This is a genomic window from Mucilaginibacter jinjuensis (genome assembly GCF_028596025.1).
GTDB classification, from domain to species: domain Bacteria; phylum Bacteroidota; class Bacteroidia; order Sphingobacteriales; family Sphingobacteriaceae; genus Mucilaginibacter; species Mucilaginibacter jinjuensis.
This window is the reverse complement of the sequence record NZ_CP117167.1, coordinates 4,514,278-4,532,349: the sequence shown is the minus strand read 5'-3', so window position 1 is coordinate 4,532,349 and position 18,072 is coordinate 4,514,278. Positions and strand designations below refer to the sequence as shown.

The window sequence follows — 18,072 nt, the reverse complement described above, 5'->3', positions numbered from 1 at the left end:
TAAATGTGGCAGTAATATCAATAAACGAATATTATCTAATTACAATTACAGATGAAAAAACTATCAAAACTAATAGCCGTAGCGTTTGCAGCCGCAGCTTTATTTGTTACAACCCAGGTAAAAGCACAAACTACACCTGCCAATGCTTTTACTTTTAGTTTGGGCGTTGCAGCCGGCGTACCTACCGGTAATGCACATAACTATTCTACATTTAATCTTGGCGGTACAGGCCGCTTACAATATGGTATCACCAATAATTTTGCAGTATTGTTTGAGACTGGTGGCGATCACTTTTTCAGCAAAACCATACCAGGTACCGATGTGCGTTATGCCAGCTACGGTGTAATACCATTGAAAGGTGGTGTTAAAGGCTTTATCGCACCACATATTTATATCGCGGGAGAAGCTGGTGCCGGTTTCGAGGTATTGGAGCATGGCTTGTTTAAAGACGGACAAACTAAACTGATCCTTGCACCATCTGCAGGCTGGGCTAACAGGCACTGGGATGTAGGTGTACGCTACGATAGTTTTACCGGCGATGGCAATAACTATGGCACAATTGGCGTTCGTGTAGCATACGGTTTTCAGTTATAAAGATTTATAGATAGGGTAGAGCCTATCTTGTGTTCGGGCAGGGTATCTTGATGAAAGGACCCTGCCTTTTTTTGTACCGCCATGTCATGCTGAACTTGTTTCAGCATCCCACTTGCTAAGTATAAAATATGCTCTGTATGTTAAACCTACAAGTTTGTAACCTGTTCTGTGAGGTGCTGAAACAATCCCGATAGCTATCAGGACAGCATGACAGATAGGGGATTAATATTCTGTTAATTCTCAAATTCTATAAATTCTGGTTCAAAAATATGGTGTATAACAAAAAAGGCTTTCAGATTATCTCTGAAAGCCTTTTTTATATCTTGAGTGTGAACTTAATCAACCACTCACCAATTACCAATTACTTTTTCTTTGGTGCCTGGTTTTGTTGGCGCATCATTTCTTCCATACGTGCCTGGAAACCACTTTTCTTTTTCTTGGTGTCTTCAGGTTTCTTTTTGTTTTCCTGGATCTGGCTGTGGATCTTCTTGTCGTCAACCATCTGACGGATCAGGTATTGTTGTAAGAAGGTCATCATGTTGGCCAGGAAGTAGTAGTAGTTCAAACCGGCAGGGTAAACGTTCAGTACGCCGAAGAAAATAAGCGGAGAGATGTATCCGATATATTTCATCTGGCCTGTAGCACCCGAGATCTGGTTATTAAAATACGTATAGATCAGGGTAGAGATAGTCATCAGTAAACACATAGCACTGATGTGGTCCCAACCTAATAATGGCAATGCAGGGAAATTTAAGATGGTATCGTAAGTCGATAAATCGTGCATCCACAAGAAACTTTGTCCACGCAGCTCGAACAAGCCCGGGAAGAAGCGGAAGAATGCGATTACGATAGGCATTTGCAGCAATAAAGGCAAACAACCCCCAAGCGGGTTAACACCGGCTTTACGGTACAGCTTCAAATACTCCTGTTGTAATAAGGTAGGGTTGTCTTCGCCAACTTTAGCTTTAATCTCGTCCATTTCCGGCTTCAGCACACGCATTTTAGCCATTGATAGGTATGATTTGTAGGTAAGCGGAGAAAGTACCAGCTTAAGCAAAAGTGTAAGCACCAGGATGATGATACCATAGTTCCAGCCGAATTGCTGTAAGAAGTTAAATACCGGTAACACCGCAAAACGGTTAATGTATTTCAATGGACCCCAGCCTAAGTTGATGATCTTTTCGAAATCATTTCCCTGTGCCTGTAAAGTTTTAAACTTGTTTGGACCGAAGTAAAACTCAACCGGGTAAGCGCCTGATGCATCTGCAGATAAAACTACATCTGCTTTCATTTGCTTCACATCTTTTGATGCCAGATCTGTAGCAACTCCTAATGAGCTTTTTGCAAAGCCCCCTTTTGATGATAATACGCTTGAGAAGAAGTGTTGTTTAAAGGCAACCCAATCCACTTTTTTAACATCAGCACCAAAATCTTTGGTTTCGTCTTTTGATTCGCTCAGGTAATCAACAGCACCTTCTGTGTTATGATAGTAAACGGTTGAATACTGGCGCTCAATTTTAATGGCTTTCTCCAGTTGGTGTAAGCTTGCAGACCAGTTAAGGTTCAGCGTGTTGCCATTGTTGATAACCGCTTCCAGACCTACCGGTTTAATTTGCAGGTTAACCTTGTACTCGGCACCCATGGTGTATATATAATCGATATACTGGGTTGGGCTGTAGCTTAAACGCATGGTTAACGCGCCGTTGTTAGCCTGTGGTGTAGTAGGGGTAAAGTGCAGCTCATCTGTATTGATAGCTTTGCCGCCTGCTGTAAATTTAAAACCGAAGTGATTATCAGCGCCATCAAACAAGATCAATGGTTTGCCGTCGAAAGTTTTAAACTCTTTCAGTTCAACTGAGTAAATGCGGCCACCAATGGTGCTCACTTTTAACTTAACGTCTTTGTTCTCTAACGTAATCAGTTGCTCGGTACCTACAGTTGCAGCACCGAAAGGTGTTTTTAACAAGGCCGAATCAACCGCACCTGCTTTGGCAGCGGCTGCGGCAGTTGTATCTGTTTTGGCAGTTTTTGCAACAATGCCGGCGCGCTTAAGTGAATCGAGGTGTGCTCTTTCCTGCTCTTTTTTAACTTCGTCTGCTGATGGCTTTAGCAAAAAGAATGAGCCAACCATAATCAGCATGATCAGGAATAGTCCTGTGAACGTATTTTTATCCATTACTTATTTATCGTACAATTATTTTTTGCGGGCAAAGGCCAGCGAAGCGGCGACAAAGTTAACAAAAAGTGGGTGAGGATTTGCTACTGTTGATTTTAATTCTGGGTGAAACTGTGCGCCCACAAAATATGGGTGATTTTTCAGCTCAATTATCTCTACCAGATTGTTTTCCGGGTTGATACCAGATGGGATCATGCCTGCTTCTTCGTAGCTTTTCAGGTACTCGTTATTAAACTCGTAACGGTGGCGGTGGCGTTCGCTAATGCGGGTTTTGCCATATATTGCAGCCGCTTTGGTGCCTTTTTTCAAATCGCAATCCTGCGCACCTAAACGCATGGTACCGCCTTTGGCTGTAATGTTTTTCTGATCCTCCATCATGCCGATAACCGGGAATGGAGTTTCAGGGTTCATCTCAGTACTATTGGCATTTTTTAAGCCCAGTACGTGGCGGCCAAATTCAACAACGGCACATTGCATACCTAAACAGATACCGAAGAACGGAATATTATTCTCGCGCACATAGCGGATGGCTTCAATTTTACCCTCGAAACCACGCTCGCCAAAACCAGGTGCAACAAGTACACCATGTAAGCCTTTTAATTTGTCAATCGCATTGCCTACGGTTAATTGCTCAGAGTGGATATATTCAACCTTAACCTTGCACTCATTTTTAGCGCCCGCGTGGATAAAGGCTTCGGTGATTGATTTGTAAGCATCCGGAAGCTCTACGTATTTACCCACTAAACCAATTCTAATTTCGGCAGTAGGGTTTTTTAAGCGGCCCAGAAAGTCTTTCCAGCTTTCCAGATCGGGTTCGTTTTTAGATGGTAGTTTTAATTTGCTCAGTACGGTTTTGTCTAATTGCTCGCGCAGCATCAGCAAAGGCACATCGTAAATGGTAGAAGCATCGATAGATTCGATAACTGCATTTACGTTTACGTTACAGAACAAAGCGATTTTTTTACGCAAATCCTGCGTTAAGTGGTGCTCGGTACGGCAAACCAAAATATCTGGCTGGATACCATACTCTAACAACATTTTAACCGAGTGCTGGGTTGGCTTGGTTTTTAATTCGCCCGCAGCAGCCAGGAAAGGCACCAGGGTAAGGTGTATCACCAATGAATCGTGCGAACCTAATTCCCAACGGAACTGGCGTACGGCTTCAACAAATGGCAATGATTCGATATCGCCCACGGTACCACCAATTTCAGTGATCACGATGTCGTATTTACCGCTCTCGCCCAAAATTTTGAAATTACGTTTAATCTCATCTGTAATGTGCGGAACAACCTGTACTGTTTTACCTAAAAATGCACCCTCGCGCTCGCGGTTAATTACATTTTGGTAAATACGGCCTGTGGTAATGTTGTTAGCCTGTGAAGTTGGCGTATTTAAGAAACGCTCGTAGTGGCCTAAGTCAAGGTCGGTTTCGGCACCATCTTCGGTTACATAACACTCACCGTGCTCGTACGGATTTAGCGTACCCGGGTCGATGTTAATGTAAGGATCAAACTTTTGGATGGTTACGCGATACCCGCGCGATTGAAGCAATTTGGCTAAAGAAGCGGATATAATACCCTTCCCTAACGACGAAGTAACGCCGCCCGTAACAAATATATATTTAGTCATAAATTTCTCGTGTACGGGATACAAAAGTAAGAAAATTTACCGGGTTTGGTGTAAGTGTGGAGAAAATGACAAAATGTGAATAGAAGGAATTTGTCTGGAATCAGAATTTACAGAATTAAAGAATTTGCTGAATTTTGGACAAAAATACTTGTCATTCAGAGCGATAGCGAAAAATCTTTTGCGAGGAAAATTTCTACTCTGCTGTCGTAATTACGGTTTACTAAACTTGCGGCAGCATTCTGTTAATTCCTTAATTCAGTAAATTCTGGTTCGAGACCAACAATGCGAAGAAGATTATTAATGAGTTGTTTGTTTTTATAAAGTATTAATGAACTCTCTCCGGTCGGTTCTTCGCTATCGCTCTGAATGACAAAAAATGTTAATTTAACCTTTCTCTGTTACCACTATACGAAGCTATCTTTTTATACAGCTCGTTAGGGTTAAAGGGCTTACTGATATAATCATTCATACCCACGGTAAAGGCGCGGTCTTTGATATCGAGCATGGCCGAGGCAGTGAGGGCGATGATGGGCAATTTCTGATACTTTATACCAGGTAAGTTACGTATGGCTTCTGTGGTTTGGTAGCCATCCATTTCGGGCATTTGCAAATCCATCAGTATCATATCGTAATCGTTGGTTTGCACCAGCAATAAGGCAATTTCGCCGTTCTCGGCTACATCGCAGTCTATCTGCCATTGTTTCATAAACTGCCTGGCCAGTATAACGTTAATCTGGTTGTCTTCAGCAATTAATATGCGGGTGCCCTGTAAGCTTCTTTGCTTAATATTTTCATCAGTGTACAGGCTGCTTTTTAACTTTATAGCACTGTTTTTAAATGATAAACTAAAGTAAAATTTCGATCCTTTGCCTACTTCGCTATCTACATAAATATCACTTTCCAGCAATTGCAGTAAGCGGCGGGTAATGGTTAGGCCGAGGCCTGTGCCGCCATATTTGCGGGTTGTATCAGAACTGGCCTGGGTAAAGCTATTGAAAATATCGTTTTGTTTGTCTTTGGGTATCCCGATACCGGTATCGGCCACTTCAAAATCTATCACGGCATTATCTTTATCAGCCGAAGATAGCGTTGCCGAAATGGTAACCTTACCCGTTTCGGTAAACTTAATGGCGTTAGTTACCAGGTTGGTGAGTATCTGGCCTAAACGTACCGGATCGCCAATTACGGCATCGGGTAAATCCTGGTCAATCATTAACTTAAGCTGAATATTTTTTTCGTTGGCCTTTTGCAGCAGCGACAGGCGGATATTGGCAATAAGATCTTTTAAGTTGAAATCCACATTCTCAAACTCCAATTTACCTGCTTCTATTTTGCTGAAATCGAGGATGTCATTAATCAACACTAATAAGTTTTCGGCAGAGAATTTTAGCAGCCTTAAAAACTCCATTTGCGAAGGCTTGGGGGCTTGCTGTAGCAGCAAATGCGTAAAGCCGATAACCGCATTCATCGGCGTGCGGATCTCGTGGCTCATTACTGAAAGGAATTGCGATTTGGCCATAGCAGCTTTTTCGGCAACATCTTTGGCATGGATCAATTCTATCTCCAGTTCTTTAGCCTTGGTTATTCTTTCCTGCAGAAAACGGATCACATTCATCATATCGTCATCCGTATCCGACATGTTAAAAGTAGAATCGGGATCAAGCGCTTTAATGGCTTCTTTTAATTGCGAGATCGATTTTAATTTCAGCTCGTTCTGATCATGCAAATTGGCTGTTACCTGCTGGTACTCCTGCTCGCTGATCTGAAAGGCGTGGTCGGCCAGTTTTTTGGCTTTATCGAAGTTATTGTACGAATTATTGATGGTGGTTAAAAAGTGCTTAATAATCTCATCTTCCAGGTATTCGGCCGGGAGCTGTTTTTGTATTTGTTTATTAAGCAGGTAATGAAAATCCATCTGTGGGCAATTACGAAAATTCTGATACGTTAGTTTGTTTCTGATAAAGTTGTGATAGTCATGGTTTGGTTATGTAGTTCGCATTGCGATTTATTATTGTAAGGCGATAGTTCACCATACGAGTAAAAGCCCGTTACCTTAACGGCATCACCAAGAGCTTCCTTTACAATCATAATTTCTTCGTCGGTACGATCAAGCAATACCAGCTTACGGCCTACACAACTTACAAGTATGGCTAGTTGTGGGTTTTCGGTATCGGCATCGCCCGCTGCTTTTGATGAGGCATCTATCAGCTTATCAAAATTGGCTTTCATCAACCTCACCTTGCTACCCTCGGGTAGGTTACCCGCGAAAGTCATGGTTTTATCCTGTTCATTGATACTCAATATGGTGCGGACCAAGTTGTCCGAAGATCCTTTAATATGCAACGAAATAGGGAACAGCAGGGCAGAACCCGGCAGTTCGTTCACATAATCGCCCAGGTATTGTTTATACAGGTCGAGGGCATTTTTGCCGTCAATTTCATACAAAACATTTTTGTCAGATTTGGTGATGGTGCGCTCGGGGCCAAACTCGTCCCAGCCACCTGATGAACCGTGGCCAATCTGCAGCTCATCACCATAAAATGCGGTGAGAATAATATTACCTTCTGATGCTGCGGCGTTTAAACCGGTATAGGTATGGTTAAAGCGATCGGCATCTCCAGCCAGTCCGCCTGTAACTAACACGCCTTCGGGCAGCTCACTATTAATACCGGCTATCAAATCGCTACCGTTAATATGCATCCCATCTGATATCACGAAAACAAAGCGTAAGCCATTTTTATCCAGGTTATTGATCAGGAACTTACCTGCGGCGCAGCTACTCTCATGTTCCTTAACGGTAGTTTTTACGCAGTTTAAGCGCGATTTTTCGAGTTGAATAGCTGTTACGGCTACGCTTTCGTCAAAAACGTTATCGTTAATAATTTCGCCCGCAGTTGATGATAAAATAATGTTGGCCGAAGGGTAATTCTGCTTCAGGTGGGTAAACACGGTTTCGTTCTGCACATTTTCTGCCGAGCCAAAGGCCAATACCAGTTGGCATTGATGCGCATCAAAGTCGGCCGACAAGTAGTCGAGCCAGGTGCCGTTTAAATAATGGTGCTGCTGTATCTTCATAAAACAAACAGGTTAAGCAGATAATTAAATATAGCTTTTTATTACGGGAAGGCCCGGTACTAAGTTTATGATAAGAAACACCCTCAGGTTGTAAATAGTTTTAACGTGTTGATGCAGAATAAGTTTGGAGCTAACTTATATACTGTTCATCTTGTTCATTCTAAAAAGGAGTGGGGTTGAAACGAGAAACATGCTAAAATTTGTCATTTCGACGACAGGAGAAATCTTCTACGCTTGCACATGGCGAAGAAGATTCGTCGTTTACACTCGGAATGACAAGACAGATAGCTAAACTTTTAGCTTCAATAAATCTTCCGGCGTATCTATAGCATGGGTTTCCAGTTCAGTTTCGGCAACCTTAATGCGATAGCCGTTCTCAATCCAACGAAGCTGCTCCAGGCTTTCGGCTTTTTCCAGTGAAGAGATAGGCAGTTTGGTAATTTGCTGTAAAATATCGGCCCTGTAGCCGTAAACACCGATGTGTTTAAAGTAGGTAAAGTGCTGAAGCCAGTCGGCAGTTTGCTGACCACGGATATGTGGCAGGGGCGAACGTGAAAAGTAAATAGCCTCGGCAAAACGGTTGATAATTACTTTGGGCGAGTTAACGTTGTGCAGTTCGTTGTCCGTTAAAATCTTTTTGATCAGCGTAGCTAATTGTGTTTCAGGATCAGTAAAACAGGCAGCTACTTTGGTGAGCTGTTCAGGATCGATATAAGGTTCATCACCCTGAATATTGATGATTACATCATATTCGGGATGTAGCAGGGCAACTTCGGCGCAACGGTCGGTACCGCTTTGGTGTTCGGATGAAGTCATTACGGCCTTGCCGCCAAAAGCGTGCACATGCTCAAAAATACGGTCATCATCAGTAGCTACAATAACTTCGCTGATGGATACACACTTTTTAGACTGCTCATACACCCGCTGGATCATGCTTTTGCCACCAATATCAACCAGCGGTTTACCCGGAAAGCGGGTAGAAGCATAACGTGCAGGGATGATACCGAGGACTTTCATTTAGTTGCGGGTTTTGAGTTTCGGGTTGCGAGTACTGAATAGTGAGTTCTGAGGTCTGAGTAAAACAACTCGTAACTCAAAACTCGAACCTCATAACTAAAACAACCCGTGTATTTCGCGTTCTATTTTTTCTATAACACTGGCCAGGTCTTCGGTGTTGTTGGCGAAGTCGAGGTTATCTTTATCGATGATTAATAGTTTGCCCAGTTTATAACCATCTATCCATTTCTGATATTTCTCGTTTAGCTTAGATAAGTAATCCAAACGGATGCCAATCTCATACTCGCGGCCACGGCGTTGGATGTTGTTTACCAGTGTAGGCACAGAAGCTTTTAAATAGATCAGTAAATCCGGTGGTTTAATGAATGAGGTGATGTTTTCGAAAATGTTGTTATAATTCTCAAAATCGCGACCTGCCATCAAGCCCATATCGTGCAGGTTTTCTGCGAAGATGAAAGCGTCCTCGTAAATGGTACGGTCTTGTATTACATCCTTGCCGCCGCTCTGGATGTCCACAATCTGGCGGAAACGGCTGTTCAGGAAGTAGATCTGTAGGTTAAAGCTCCAGCGTTTCATATCGCCGTAAAAATCTTCGAGATAGGGGTTATTATCAACAGCTTCGTAAAGCGGTTCCCAACCATAATTTTTGGCCAGCAGTTCGGTTAGTGTGGTTTTTCCGGCTCCTATGTTTCCAACAACGGCAATGTGCATGGTGTAGTGTTAAGTTATTGTGTTATTAAGTTATTGGTTCTAAGGATTAGTAATATTCTTGTGAAAATAACTTAATAACCTAATAACTGAGTAACTAAATTAAAAATTCCTGAACCCAATTAGTTCTCTTACCTCTTTAATGGTGCGTTGTGCACTTTCGCGGGCTTTATCGGCACCGTGGCGGGCTACTTTGCGCAGGTAATCGCTGTCGGCTGCAATATCGTTGATCTTGTCGCGCATAGGGGCGGTGGCGATAATCATGTCTTCGGCCAATTGTTTCTTCAGATCACCATAACGGATCTGCATTTTATTGTACAGATCGTTAAAATGATCGTGTGTATCTGGTGTCGATACTACTTTAAGTAAATCGAACAGGTTTTGTATTTCCAGTGGTTTTTCCTGGTTCTCAGCGGTTGGTCCTGCATCAGTAACGGCACGCATTACTTTCTTGCGAATCACTTCTGGTGCGTCGGCAAGGTAAACAGCATTGGCTTCACCTTCAGATTTTCCCATTTTACCTTTGCCATCCAGTCCCGGAATTTTTACCAGGCTCTCGCTAAAGCTAAAAGCATAAGGCTCTGGGAAGTATTCGTTATTATACAAACGGTTAAAGCGGTTACCAAAGGTACGCGCCATCTCCAGGTGTTGTTCCTGATCTTTACCCACAGGCACTTTAGTAGCTTTGTGAATCAATATATCGGCAGCCATCAACACAGGGTAGGTAAGCAGGCCGGCGTTAACGTTATCGGGGTTGGCACGTACTTTATCTTTAAAAGATGTGGCGCGTTCCAGTTCGCCCAGATAGGCGTTCATGTTTAAATAAAGATATAATTCGGCAACCTCGGGTACATCACTTTGGATGTAAATGGTAGATTTCTCGGGGTCGATGCCTGATGCTAAATATTCAACCAGCACACTTTTTACATTGCCGTGCAAATCGCCGGGCGTAGGGTGCGTGGTTAATGAGTGCAGATCAGCTATAAAAAAATAACAATTGTATTGGTGCTGCATTTTTACGAAGTTTTGGATGGCTCCGTAATAATTGCCCAGGTGTAACTTACCTGTAGACCGAATACCGCTAACAACAGTTTCCATAGGGTGCGAAAGTAAGGAATTTTTCTATTTTTGGTGTCGATGAAATTGATATTGAAGAAAGCACATACCTGGTTTTACATCTTTATAGTTTCTGTAATATTTTTCCTGATCTGGCCATTCCTGTACTTCTGCTCAAGAAAACCATCGCGTTATCAGGGCATGAATTTTTTTCGGAAGATCTGGGGTTTCAGCACATCGTTATTGAGTGGCTTTATCTATCGGTTTCAATATGAGAAGCCTATAGACTGGAGTAAAACTTACATTGTTTGCCCTAACCATACCTCTAACCTCGATATTACCAGCGCAAGTTTGCTCACCAAAGGCAATTATTGTTTTATGGGGAAGGAAGAGTTGCTGGATAGCTTTGTAACCAATTTGTTTTTTAAAACAATTGATATCCCGGTAAATCGCGAAAGTAAAATGTCATCGTTCCGGGCGTTTAAAAAGGCTTCTGAAAGGTTAAAAGAAGGAATGAGCCTCATTATTTTCCCTGAAGGGAAGATCGCTGATGATTATCCACCGGTACTGCACGAGTTTAAGAATGGCCCGTTTCGGCTGGCTATTGAATTTAAAATTCCGATTATTCCTGTAACTTCGTTAAACACCTGGCAAATGCTGTGGGATACAGGCCTGCAACATGGCAGCAAGCCAGGAATATGCAATATATTTGTACATAAGCCGATAGAAACAGCCCATTTAACGCTGGATGATGCTGATAGCCTGCGCGACGAAGTGTATAGCCTGATGCAGCAAAAGTTTGAACAACAATGAAAATTACCGAAGATACCGTAGACAAGATAGCACACCTGGCGCGACTGGAAGTTAGTGCCGACGAAAAAGAGCAGTTAATGGCCGATATGAGCCGGATACTAACCTTTATGGATAAGCTGAACGAGGTTGATACCAGCAGCGTGGAGCCGCTTGTTTACATGACCGGAGAGGTGAATGTTTTCCGCAAGGATGAAGTAAAAGAGTTGATTACACACGATGAAGCCCTGCAAAACGCACCAGAGCGGGATGAGAATTACTTTTTAGTACCTAAGGTAATTGAAACCCGTAACCATGCCGATGGTAAAGCAGATAAAAGTGTATAAGCGCTGTAACATTTGGTAGGGGCTTGCAGTCCAAAAACAAAAAACCATATATGGAGCCACTAATTACTATTAATGATATCGGACGTAAATATGTTATAGGCGCAGAAGTAATTCATGCGTTGAAATCGGTATCGTTAACTATTAATAAGGGCGAATTTGTGGCGCTGATGGGGCCGTCTGGTTCAGGTAAATCAACTTTGATGAATATTTTGGGTTGCCTGGATACCCCAACCAAAGGCAGTTATGTGCTTAACAACATAGATGTAAGCCACATGACTGATAATGATTTGGCCGAAGTACGCAACAAAGAAATCGGCTTTGTATTCCAGACATTTAACTTATTACCACGTAACAGTGCATTAGATAATGTTGCGCTACCACTGGTATACTCTGGCATAAGTAAAGAAAATCGTGAAAAGCGAGCTAAAGCTGCTTTAGAGAACGTAGGCCTCGGTCACCGTATAGATCACAAACCCAACGAACTTTCGGGCGGTCAACGCCAGCGTGTAGCCGTGGCCCGTGCGCTCATCAATAACCCCTCTATCATCCTGGCCGATGAGCCGACAGGTAACCTCGATACCAAAACTTCGGTAGAGATTATGGGCCTGCTCGAAGATATCCACGCCAAAGGAAACACCATCATTTTAGTCACCCACGAAGAAGACATCGCCCTGCACGCCCACCGTATTGTACGTATGCGCGACGGTTTGATTGAGAAGGATTATGCTAATGAGAATATTGCGAGGGTTGAGAGAGCGGTGGTTTAGTATAGAATCAGGAATCGAGAGTCAAGAATCGGGACTTCCTTTCATAAATAACGTTCATACTATTACGTCATTGCGAGCGATAGCGAAGCAATCCGAGACCTACAATCACTGACTTTAATAACGCAGAAATCTGTTTTTCATTAGGAAGGGTAGAGTGAATTATTAATCGTTAGTGGATGTACTTTTTCTTTTTCCGCAAAAGAAAAAGTACCAAAAAGAAAACTCGTGGCTGCTCAATTTTCTATTGAAGGGTGTGCCGAGGCTAATGTAGTGCTATCCGAAAATTAAGATGCCACAATTATTAGTGTATTTAGGGGTTCTTCTGTTCAGCCTTTTACGTTCCTATCAAATTTGTCATTGCGAGCGATAGCGTGGCAATCTCGTAGCTATACAGAATGGCTATTCACTTCGATAAATGATTGGCGACGAGATTGCCACGTCGTTCCTCCTCGCAATGACAAAATTGAAAAATGCATTCTTGGCTCTCTTTACATAATTTTCTATATTTTTGTTTACTATTGGTTTATAGCTGATTAAATAGTGCCGAAACGCTTTATGAATAATTTTTCCCTGATTAAATTCCCCGCTTTTTTATTGCTTGTTGCTGTGGTATTCACTTCTTGTAAAAAAGATCCGGGTGATGATGTTTCTACTGTTGATACGCAGTTACAGGTTTCGTTTTCAAGTGCCGGGGTGCCTATTACTTCAACCGATTCTATGACCACTACCTTCATTAACGGTACCGATACCATTACTAAAAAAGCTATCAGGGCAGGTACTTTCTATAGCGTGTCGCTAAAGGGCTTAAAGACTACCACTTATACAACCTTAACAAAACTATACACAGCTGCAGATACCAATGGCGACCGGCACATGTACCGTTTAGCTGGTTCGGTTGATACTCAAACCGGAGGAACGGTACTGGCACCAACAGGCAACCAGTTTGACACCTGGAAGGCTAATTATATTTATTACAATGCAGATCTGAATATTTCCTTCGCCATAGCCGCCCTGCCAACCGATCCATATTTTGAGGTGAAACTGCCGGCATCATTGCCTTATCAAAACCTGTACATAGCACGCACAATTTATAAAACAAACAATAAGGTGCAATATGTAGTGAAATTTTCGAGTGTTACTTTTAAAACGGCTGATTATAAAGGTTTCCATACCAACACCACATCTTTTGCAGATTTTGCTACTACGGCTGCTTCAGCAAGCTACGATGCTGCTGATTTTTCGCTCGAGCTTTATAACGAAGTGAATAACGATTACAAGATTCTGTATACGCATACTTCTAAGTTTTAGAAGCAAGAAACAAGAGCCAAGAAACCAGACAGGAAAAATTTGTCATTGCGAGGTACGAAGACAACCGACCGTAGAGAGTTCATTAATACCTGCAAAAAAACAAATACAACATTAATAATCCCGTAGCTATACAGATCGGATCTGCTTACTACGAGAATATTAATAATGTGCTTGTTCTCATCGGTATTAATGAGCTCCCTACGGTCGGTTGTCCACGCTATCGCTCGCAATGACAAATGAATCCGAAATCGAAAATCCGACCTCCGAAATTAATAATGATATGGCTGCATAGTAGCACATGAGCATACACAGTTAGGATCAGATACACCCAATTTTTTCAAAAAGTACTGATAAAAACCAATCCGGTCGTTCATGTTGTACATGTTTTCGCCGTGGTTACATTCAACCTCTCCGTTTACAATGTTTATGATCATACCGAAACCAGGTTTACGGCCTTTGGCTGTATCATTAGCATTGGGTTGCCATTTGCCGGCCATCACATCATGTGCTGATGGTTTCTTGGTCTGTGGGGTCATCCAGAAGTAGATGGCGGTTTTAAAGGCCACTACCGGGTCTGTTTCTACTAATGCAGGGTTATTCAGCAGTACTTTATGATCGCCAAAAATACAATCTGAGGCATAGCCATAATTACCGTTATAACTGATCTGCATTGGGCCGCGGCCGTAATATTTTTGTCCGGCAACTGGAGGGTACTCGTCGCTGTCGCCAAAATAATTGAGTGTGGTATTATTCTCGTGTATCAGCATTAACCCATCATTATAAGCGCCATTTTCGCCGTGACGGGTTTCGTGGGCTATCTGGGCAAAGAAGGCTGCCAGCTCTTTCTTGTTACTTGCCGGGTCTTTCTCACTGCAAAATTCGCCGTAGTCAATGGTGTAAGTACTGTCGGGTTTTACTTTGGCCCAGTTCTCATTCCAGTCGGGGTCCTGGCGGACGATAGTGGTTTTGCCTGTGGTTTTATCCGTGCGTGCCAATTGGTAAACAGAAACTGCCCGGCGGGTTACTTTCACTTTAATATTGGCCAAATCATTGGCTGCCTTAATAAATGCGGCGTAGGTATAAAATTTATCGCGTTGCGGAAAAAGATCATTAAATTGTTTCTCGGAAATAAGGGTAGAAACCGAAGGCCGTGCAACTGCCGCCGGAGCTGACTTTGCCGCTTGCGATTTTTTATCGGTATAACCGCAGCTCACGCTTACAACTAAGAGCGAGGCGAGAAAAAGAGAATTAAATTTAACAGCTAAAGCAGATGGTTTCATAGCTAAATAGTAGTTTTTAAATAGGATTGTAATCCTGGCGTTAAGTTTAAAGTGTAAACATTTAAATAATTATTCACATCTGCTAAAAACAAGTGTAAAAATTATTTAATTGCACAATCTATGAAGATATATACCAAAACGGGCGACAAAGGTTTTACCTCCCTGATAGGAGGTACCCGTGTACCCAAGCACCATATCCGAATAGAAAGTTATGGAACGGTTGACGAATTGAATTCGTACATCGGACTGATTCGCGACCAGGAAATAACTCAGCATGATAAAAATATGTTGAAAGAAATACAGGACAGGTTGTTTACCATCGGTTCATCGCTGGCGGCAGATCCGGAACGGTCTAAAATGATTATTCCTGATTTGAACGTAGAAGATATTGAGCTTTTGGAGCAGGAAATGGACAAAATGAACGAAATTTTGCCCGAGCTTAAACATTTTATACTCCCCGGTGGTAGTACTGCCATATCGTTCTGTCACGTGGCCCGCTGTGTGTGCCGCAGGGCCGAACGTTTAAGCGTAGAACTATCAACCGAAAGTGAGGTAGATGAAAAGGTTAATATTTACCTAAACAGGCTTAGCGACTACCTGTTTGTACTGGCACGAAAGATAGGATATGAGCATCAAATACCTGAAAATGAATGGATACCAAGAATTTGAAAATAACTGTTGAAAATAATTTGATAATCAGATAGAAATTATTATACTTTTGCGAAAAATTAAAATTCAAATAGATAACTAAAATATAGCATATATGTATTGGACACTCGAACTCGCATCGCATTTAGAGGATGCACCATGGCCAGCAACCAAAGACGAATTAATTGATTATGCTATCCGTTCAGGAGCACCTGTTGAAGTTATTGAAAACTTACAGGCCCTTGAAGACGATGGCGAACCGTATGAAAATATAGAAGAAATATGGCCTGATTACCCTACAAAGGATGACTTCTTCTTTAACGAAGACGAATATTAATTTACTTTAGATAAAAAACCTTGTGAAAACAAGGTTTTTTTATTTTATAACAACCTTTTGGTGTGGTTTTGGTTATTGATGAAGTAACATTTATCTATCAAACTAAAACTTTAAAACTCATGAGAGGCTTACTTTACATCATCGCTGTTATCCTGATTATTGGATGGGCATTAGGCGTATTCGTTTATTCGGCAACCGGTTTAATCCACGTATTGCTTGTAATCGCAATTATAGCATTACTGTTAGGCGTTATCCGCAGGGCCTGATCAAATAAATACTGATTAATAGTTTTTAAAGCTGCTTAGTATTAAGCGGCTTTTTTTGTATTACCTCGGCAATGGCAATATCCTCGGGAAAGGTAATCTTGATATTGGAATGGTCGCCCTCTATCAGGTTTATTTTAACACCCGAACGTTCAACAACACTGGCATCGTCAGTAAAAGTATTGTCGAAAGATTGCTCATAAGCTTTTCTCAATAAACCCAGCTGAAAGGTTTGCGGGGTTTGTACCAGGTAAATCTCGTCACGGTGCAAGTGTTGTGAAATGCCGTTTTTAAGCTGCCTGATAGAGTCGCGGCTTTTAACGGCTACAATGGCGTTGCCTTTTACTTTAGCTTGGTTGTAGGCGTCGTCAATAACCCTGGTTGAAGTAAGTGGACGTACAGCATCATGTACGGCAACCAGTGCGTCTGTATCCTGTATAGTTTCCAGTCCGTTTTTTACCGAATGGAACCGGGTTGCGCCACCACTAATTAATTGGTGTGGGTTAGCAAATCGATGTTCGGTACAAAGCTCTCTCCAATACTCGTGAAAATCTACATGAAGTACTACTATAATTTTAGGCTTACAGGTGCTGTTATGGAACGCCTCGATGGTATGCATCATCACCGGCTTGCCGTTCAACAATAAAAATTGCTTGGGTACACTGCTTTGCATGCGCGAGCCTGTGCCGCCGGCAACTATAATAACGTAAGATGAGATATGAGATGTGAGATTTGAGATATGAGATTCCAAGTCTGTTGTATTAATGGGGCTAATTTATGGAAAATCTGCTTTCATCTACCATTGTCGTCATCCCGAACTTGTTTCGGGGACCCACATACAAAGAGAACTTAGCAAGGTTTATACCTGTCCTGTGGGGTGCCGAAACAAGTTCGGCATGACGTAGTGGAGTAAGCTTGTATATAAAAACAAAAAAACCGCCATTGTGAACACAATGGCGGTTTTAAAAATGCAAGATTCTCAAATCTCACATCTAATATCTCAAATCTAAAATTAGATAATCAGCATAGCATCACCGTAGCTGTAGAAACGGTATTTCTCTTTTACAGCAACTTCATAAGCGTTCATTACGTTTTCGTAGCCGCCAAATGCCGAGATCATCATTAATAATGTTGATTCTGGTGTGTGGAAGTTGGTGATCATTGAGTTAGCAATGCTGAAATCGTAAGGAGGGAAGATAAACTTGCTGGTCCAGTCGTTAGCCGCTTTTAAGGTTTTGTTAGCAGATACGGCCGATTCGATAGTACGCATTGAAGTAGTACCCACGGCGCAAACGCGATGTTTACCTTCAATAGCCCTGTTTACAATCGCAGCTTGTTTTTCTTCAATAATGAATTGCTCAGAATCCATTTTGTGTTTGGTTAAATCCTCAACCTCAACCGGACGGAAGGTTCCTAAACCAACGTGTAAAGTAACTTCAGCAAATTCAACACCTTTAAGTTCAAGGCGTTTCATTAGCTCGCGGCTAAAGTGTAAACCAGCGGTAGGGGCAGCAACCGCACCTTCGTTTTTAGCGAAAATGGTTTGGTAGCGCTCTTTATCTTCGGCAGTAGCTTTACGTTTAATGTATTTTGGAAGCGGTGTTTCACCCAGGATCTCAATGTTGCGACGGAATTCTTCGTCAGTACCATCAAACAGGAAGCGGATGGTACGGCCACGTGAAGTTGTGTTATCAACAACCTCGGCAACCAGTAAATCGTCATCGCCAAAGTAAAGTTTATTACCAACGCGGATTTTACGGGCTGGGTCAACTAATACGTCCCATAATCTAAGCTCTTTGTTTAATTCGCGTAATAAGAAAACTTCGATAGTGGCACCGGTTTTCTCTTTGTTACCGTACATACGGGCAGGGAAAACTTTGGTATTGTTAAGGATCATTACGTCTTTATTGTCGAAGTAATCCAGAACGTCTTTAAATATTTTATGTTCAATTTTACCAGAATCGCGGTGTAAAACCATTAAGCGTGCCTCATCGCGAGTTGCTGCAGGTGTATGTGCTACTAATGATTCTGGTAAATTAAATTTAAACTGGGATAATTTCATTTTATACGGGTATAAA

The 18,072-nt window shown here is 42.1% G+C and carries 18 protein-coding genes; 8 read left to right on the top strand and 10 right to left on the bottom strand.

The window, feature by feature from the left end:
- The first annotated feature begins 51 nt into the window (after positions 1–51).
- Positions 52–594: a hypothetical protein gene (locus PQO05_RS19630; RefSeq protein ID WP_273629139.1), complete on the top strand. Its 543-nt coding sequence runs from the start codon at positions 52–54 to the stop codon at positions 592–594.
- A gap of 361 nt (positions 595–955) precedes the next feature.
- Here the strand turns inward: PQO05_RS19630 and yidC are convergent, their stop codons facing one another.
- The 7 genes from yidC to trpS all read right to left on the bottom strand — a co-directional run bounded on the left by yidC (position 956) and on the right by trpS (position 10,297).
- Positions 956–2,770, bottom strand: coding sequence for a membrane protein insertase YidC (gene yidC, locus PQO05_RS19625; protein ID WP_273629138.1), 1,815 nt, complete (start codon positions 2,768–2,770; stop codon positions 956–958).
- A gap of 18 nt (positions 2,771–2,788) precedes the next feature.
- On the bottom strand, positions 2,789–4,399 hold the full coding sequence (locus PQO05_RS19620; protein ID WP_273629137.1) for a CTP synthase: 1,611 nt from the start codon (positions 4,397–4,399) through the stop codon (positions 2,789–2,791).
- Between the two features lie 379 nt (positions 4,400–4,778).
- Positions 4,779–6,314 carry a response regulator gene (locus PQO05_RS19615; RefSeq protein WP_273629136.1) on the bottom strand — a complete coding sequence of 512 codons (1,536 nt, stop codon included), beginning with the start codon at positions 6,312–6,314 and terminating at the stop codon, positions 4,779–4,781.
- Between the two features lie 29 nt (positions 6,315–6,343).
- The gene (locus PQO05_RS19610; RefSeq protein ID WP_273629135.1) at positions 6,344–7,474 is read right to left on the bottom strand and encodes an FIST signal transduction protein; all 1,131 of its coding nucleotides are present in this window, start codon (positions 7,472–7,474) and stop codon (positions 6,344–6,346) included.
- 288 nt (positions 7,475–7,762) lie between these two features.
- Positions 7,763–8,491 carry a 3-deoxy-manno-octulosonate cytidylyltransferase gene (gene kdsB / locus PQO05_RS19605; protein WP_273629134.1) on the bottom strand — a complete coding sequence of 243 codons (729 nt, stop codon included), beginning with the start codon at positions 8,489–8,491 and terminating at the stop codon, positions 7,763–7,765.
- A 96-nt stretch (positions 8,492–8,587) separates the two neighbouring features.
- The gene (locus PQO05_RS19600; protein ID WP_273629133.1) at positions 8,588–9,202 is read right to left on the bottom strand and encodes a deoxynucleoside kinase; all 615 of its coding nucleotides are present in this window, start codon (positions 9,200–9,202) and stop codon (positions 8,588–8,590) included.
- Positions 9,203–9,301: 99 nt separating this feature from the next.
- The gene (gene trpS / locus PQO05_RS19595) at positions 9,302–10,297 is read right to left on the bottom strand and encodes a tryptophan--tRNA ligase (RefSeq protein ID WP_273629132.1); all 996 of its coding nucleotides are present in this window, start codon (positions 10,295–10,297) and stop codon (positions 9,302–9,304) included.
- A 39-nt stretch (positions 10,298–10,336) separates the two neighbouring features.
- Here trpS and PQO05_RS19590 point away from each other — a divergent pair, with 39 nt between their 5' ends.
- The 4 genes from PQO05_RS19590 (at position 10,337) to PQO05_RS19575 (ending at position 13,466) form a co-directional block, all read left to right on the top strand.
- Complete coding sequence (locus tag PQO05_RS19590; RefSeq protein ID WP_273629131.1) at positions 10,337–11,068, top strand: lysophospholipid acyltransferase family protein; 732 nt, start codon at positions 10,337–10,339, stop codon at positions 11,066–11,068.
- A complete protein-coding gene (gene gatC, locus PQO05_RS19585; RefSeq protein WP_273629130.1) occupies positions 11,065–11,391 on the top strand; it encodes an Asp-tRNA(Asn)/Glu-tRNA(Gln) amidotransferase subunit GatC in 327 nt (108 codons plus the stop codon). Before PQO05_RS19590 ends, gatC begins: the two co-directional genes overlap by 4 nt.
- 50 nt (positions 11,392–11,441) lie before the next feature.
- Positions 11,442–12,158: an ABC transporter ATP-binding protein gene (locus tag PQO05_RS19580; protein ID WP_273629129.1), complete on the top strand. Its 717-nt coding sequence runs from the start codon at positions 11,442–11,444 to the stop codon at positions 12,156–12,158.
- Positions 12,159–12,713: 555 nt separating this feature from the next.
- Positions 12,714–13,466 (top strand): hypothetical protein, encoded by a 753-nt coding sequence (locus PQO05_RS19575; protein WP_273629128.1) that lies wholly within the window; start codon positions 12,714–12,716, stop codon positions 13,464–13,466.
- Positions 13,467–13,735: 269 nt separating this feature from the next.
- Here PQO05_RS19575 and PQO05_RS19570 read toward each other — a convergent pair whose 3' ends face one another.
- Positions 13,736–14,746, bottom strand: a complete 1,011-nt coding sequence (locus PQO05_RS19570) for a chitinase (protein WP_273629127.1) — start codon at positions 14,744–14,746, stop codon at positions 13,736–13,738.
- A 120-nt stretch (positions 14,747–14,866) separates the two neighbouring features.
- Here PQO05_RS19570 and PQO05_RS19565 point away from each other — a divergent pair, with 120 nt between their 5' ends.
- The 3 genes from PQO05_RS19565 (at position 14,867) to PQO05_RS19555 (ending at position 15,997) form a co-directional block, all read left to right on the top strand.
- Positions 14,867–15,415 carry a cob(I)yrinic acid a,c-diamide adenosyltransferase gene (locus PQO05_RS19565; protein ID WP_273629126.1) on the top strand — a complete coding sequence of 183 codons (549 nt, stop codon included), beginning with the start codon at positions 14,867–14,869 and terminating at the stop codon, positions 15,413–15,415.
- Between the two features lie 94 nt (positions 15,416–15,509).
- A complete protein-coding gene (locus PQO05_RS19560) occupies positions 15,510–15,731 on the top strand; it encodes a DUF2795 domain-containing protein (protein WP_002996718.1) in 222 nt (73 codons plus the stop codon).
- A 119-nt stretch (positions 15,732–15,850) separates the two neighbouring features.
- Positions 15,851–15,997, top strand: coding sequence for a lmo0937 family membrane protein (locus tag PQO05_RS19555; RefSeq protein ID WP_174314695.1), 147 nt, complete (start codon positions 15,851–15,853; stop codon positions 15,995–15,997).
- A gap of 25 nt (positions 15,998–16,022) precedes the next feature.
- On the opposite strand, the gene PQO05_RS19550 is transcribed toward PQO05_RS19555, so the two are convergent.
- Positions 16,023–16,745: a 2-C-methyl-D-erythritol 4-phosphate cytidylyltransferase gene (locus tag PQO05_RS19550; protein ID WP_273629125.1), complete on the bottom strand. Its 723-nt coding sequence runs from the start codon at positions 16,743–16,745 to the stop codon at positions 16,023–16,025.
- A 261-nt stretch (positions 16,746–17,006) separates the two neighbouring features.
- On the bottom strand, positions 17,007–18,056 hold the full coding sequence (gene queA, locus PQO05_RS19545; protein ID WP_273629124.1) for a tRNA preQ1(34) S-adenosylmethionine ribosyltransferase-isomerase QueA: 1,050 nt from the start codon (positions 18,054–18,056) through the stop codon (positions 17,007–17,009).
- Positions 18,057–18,072: the final 16 nt, after the last annotated feature.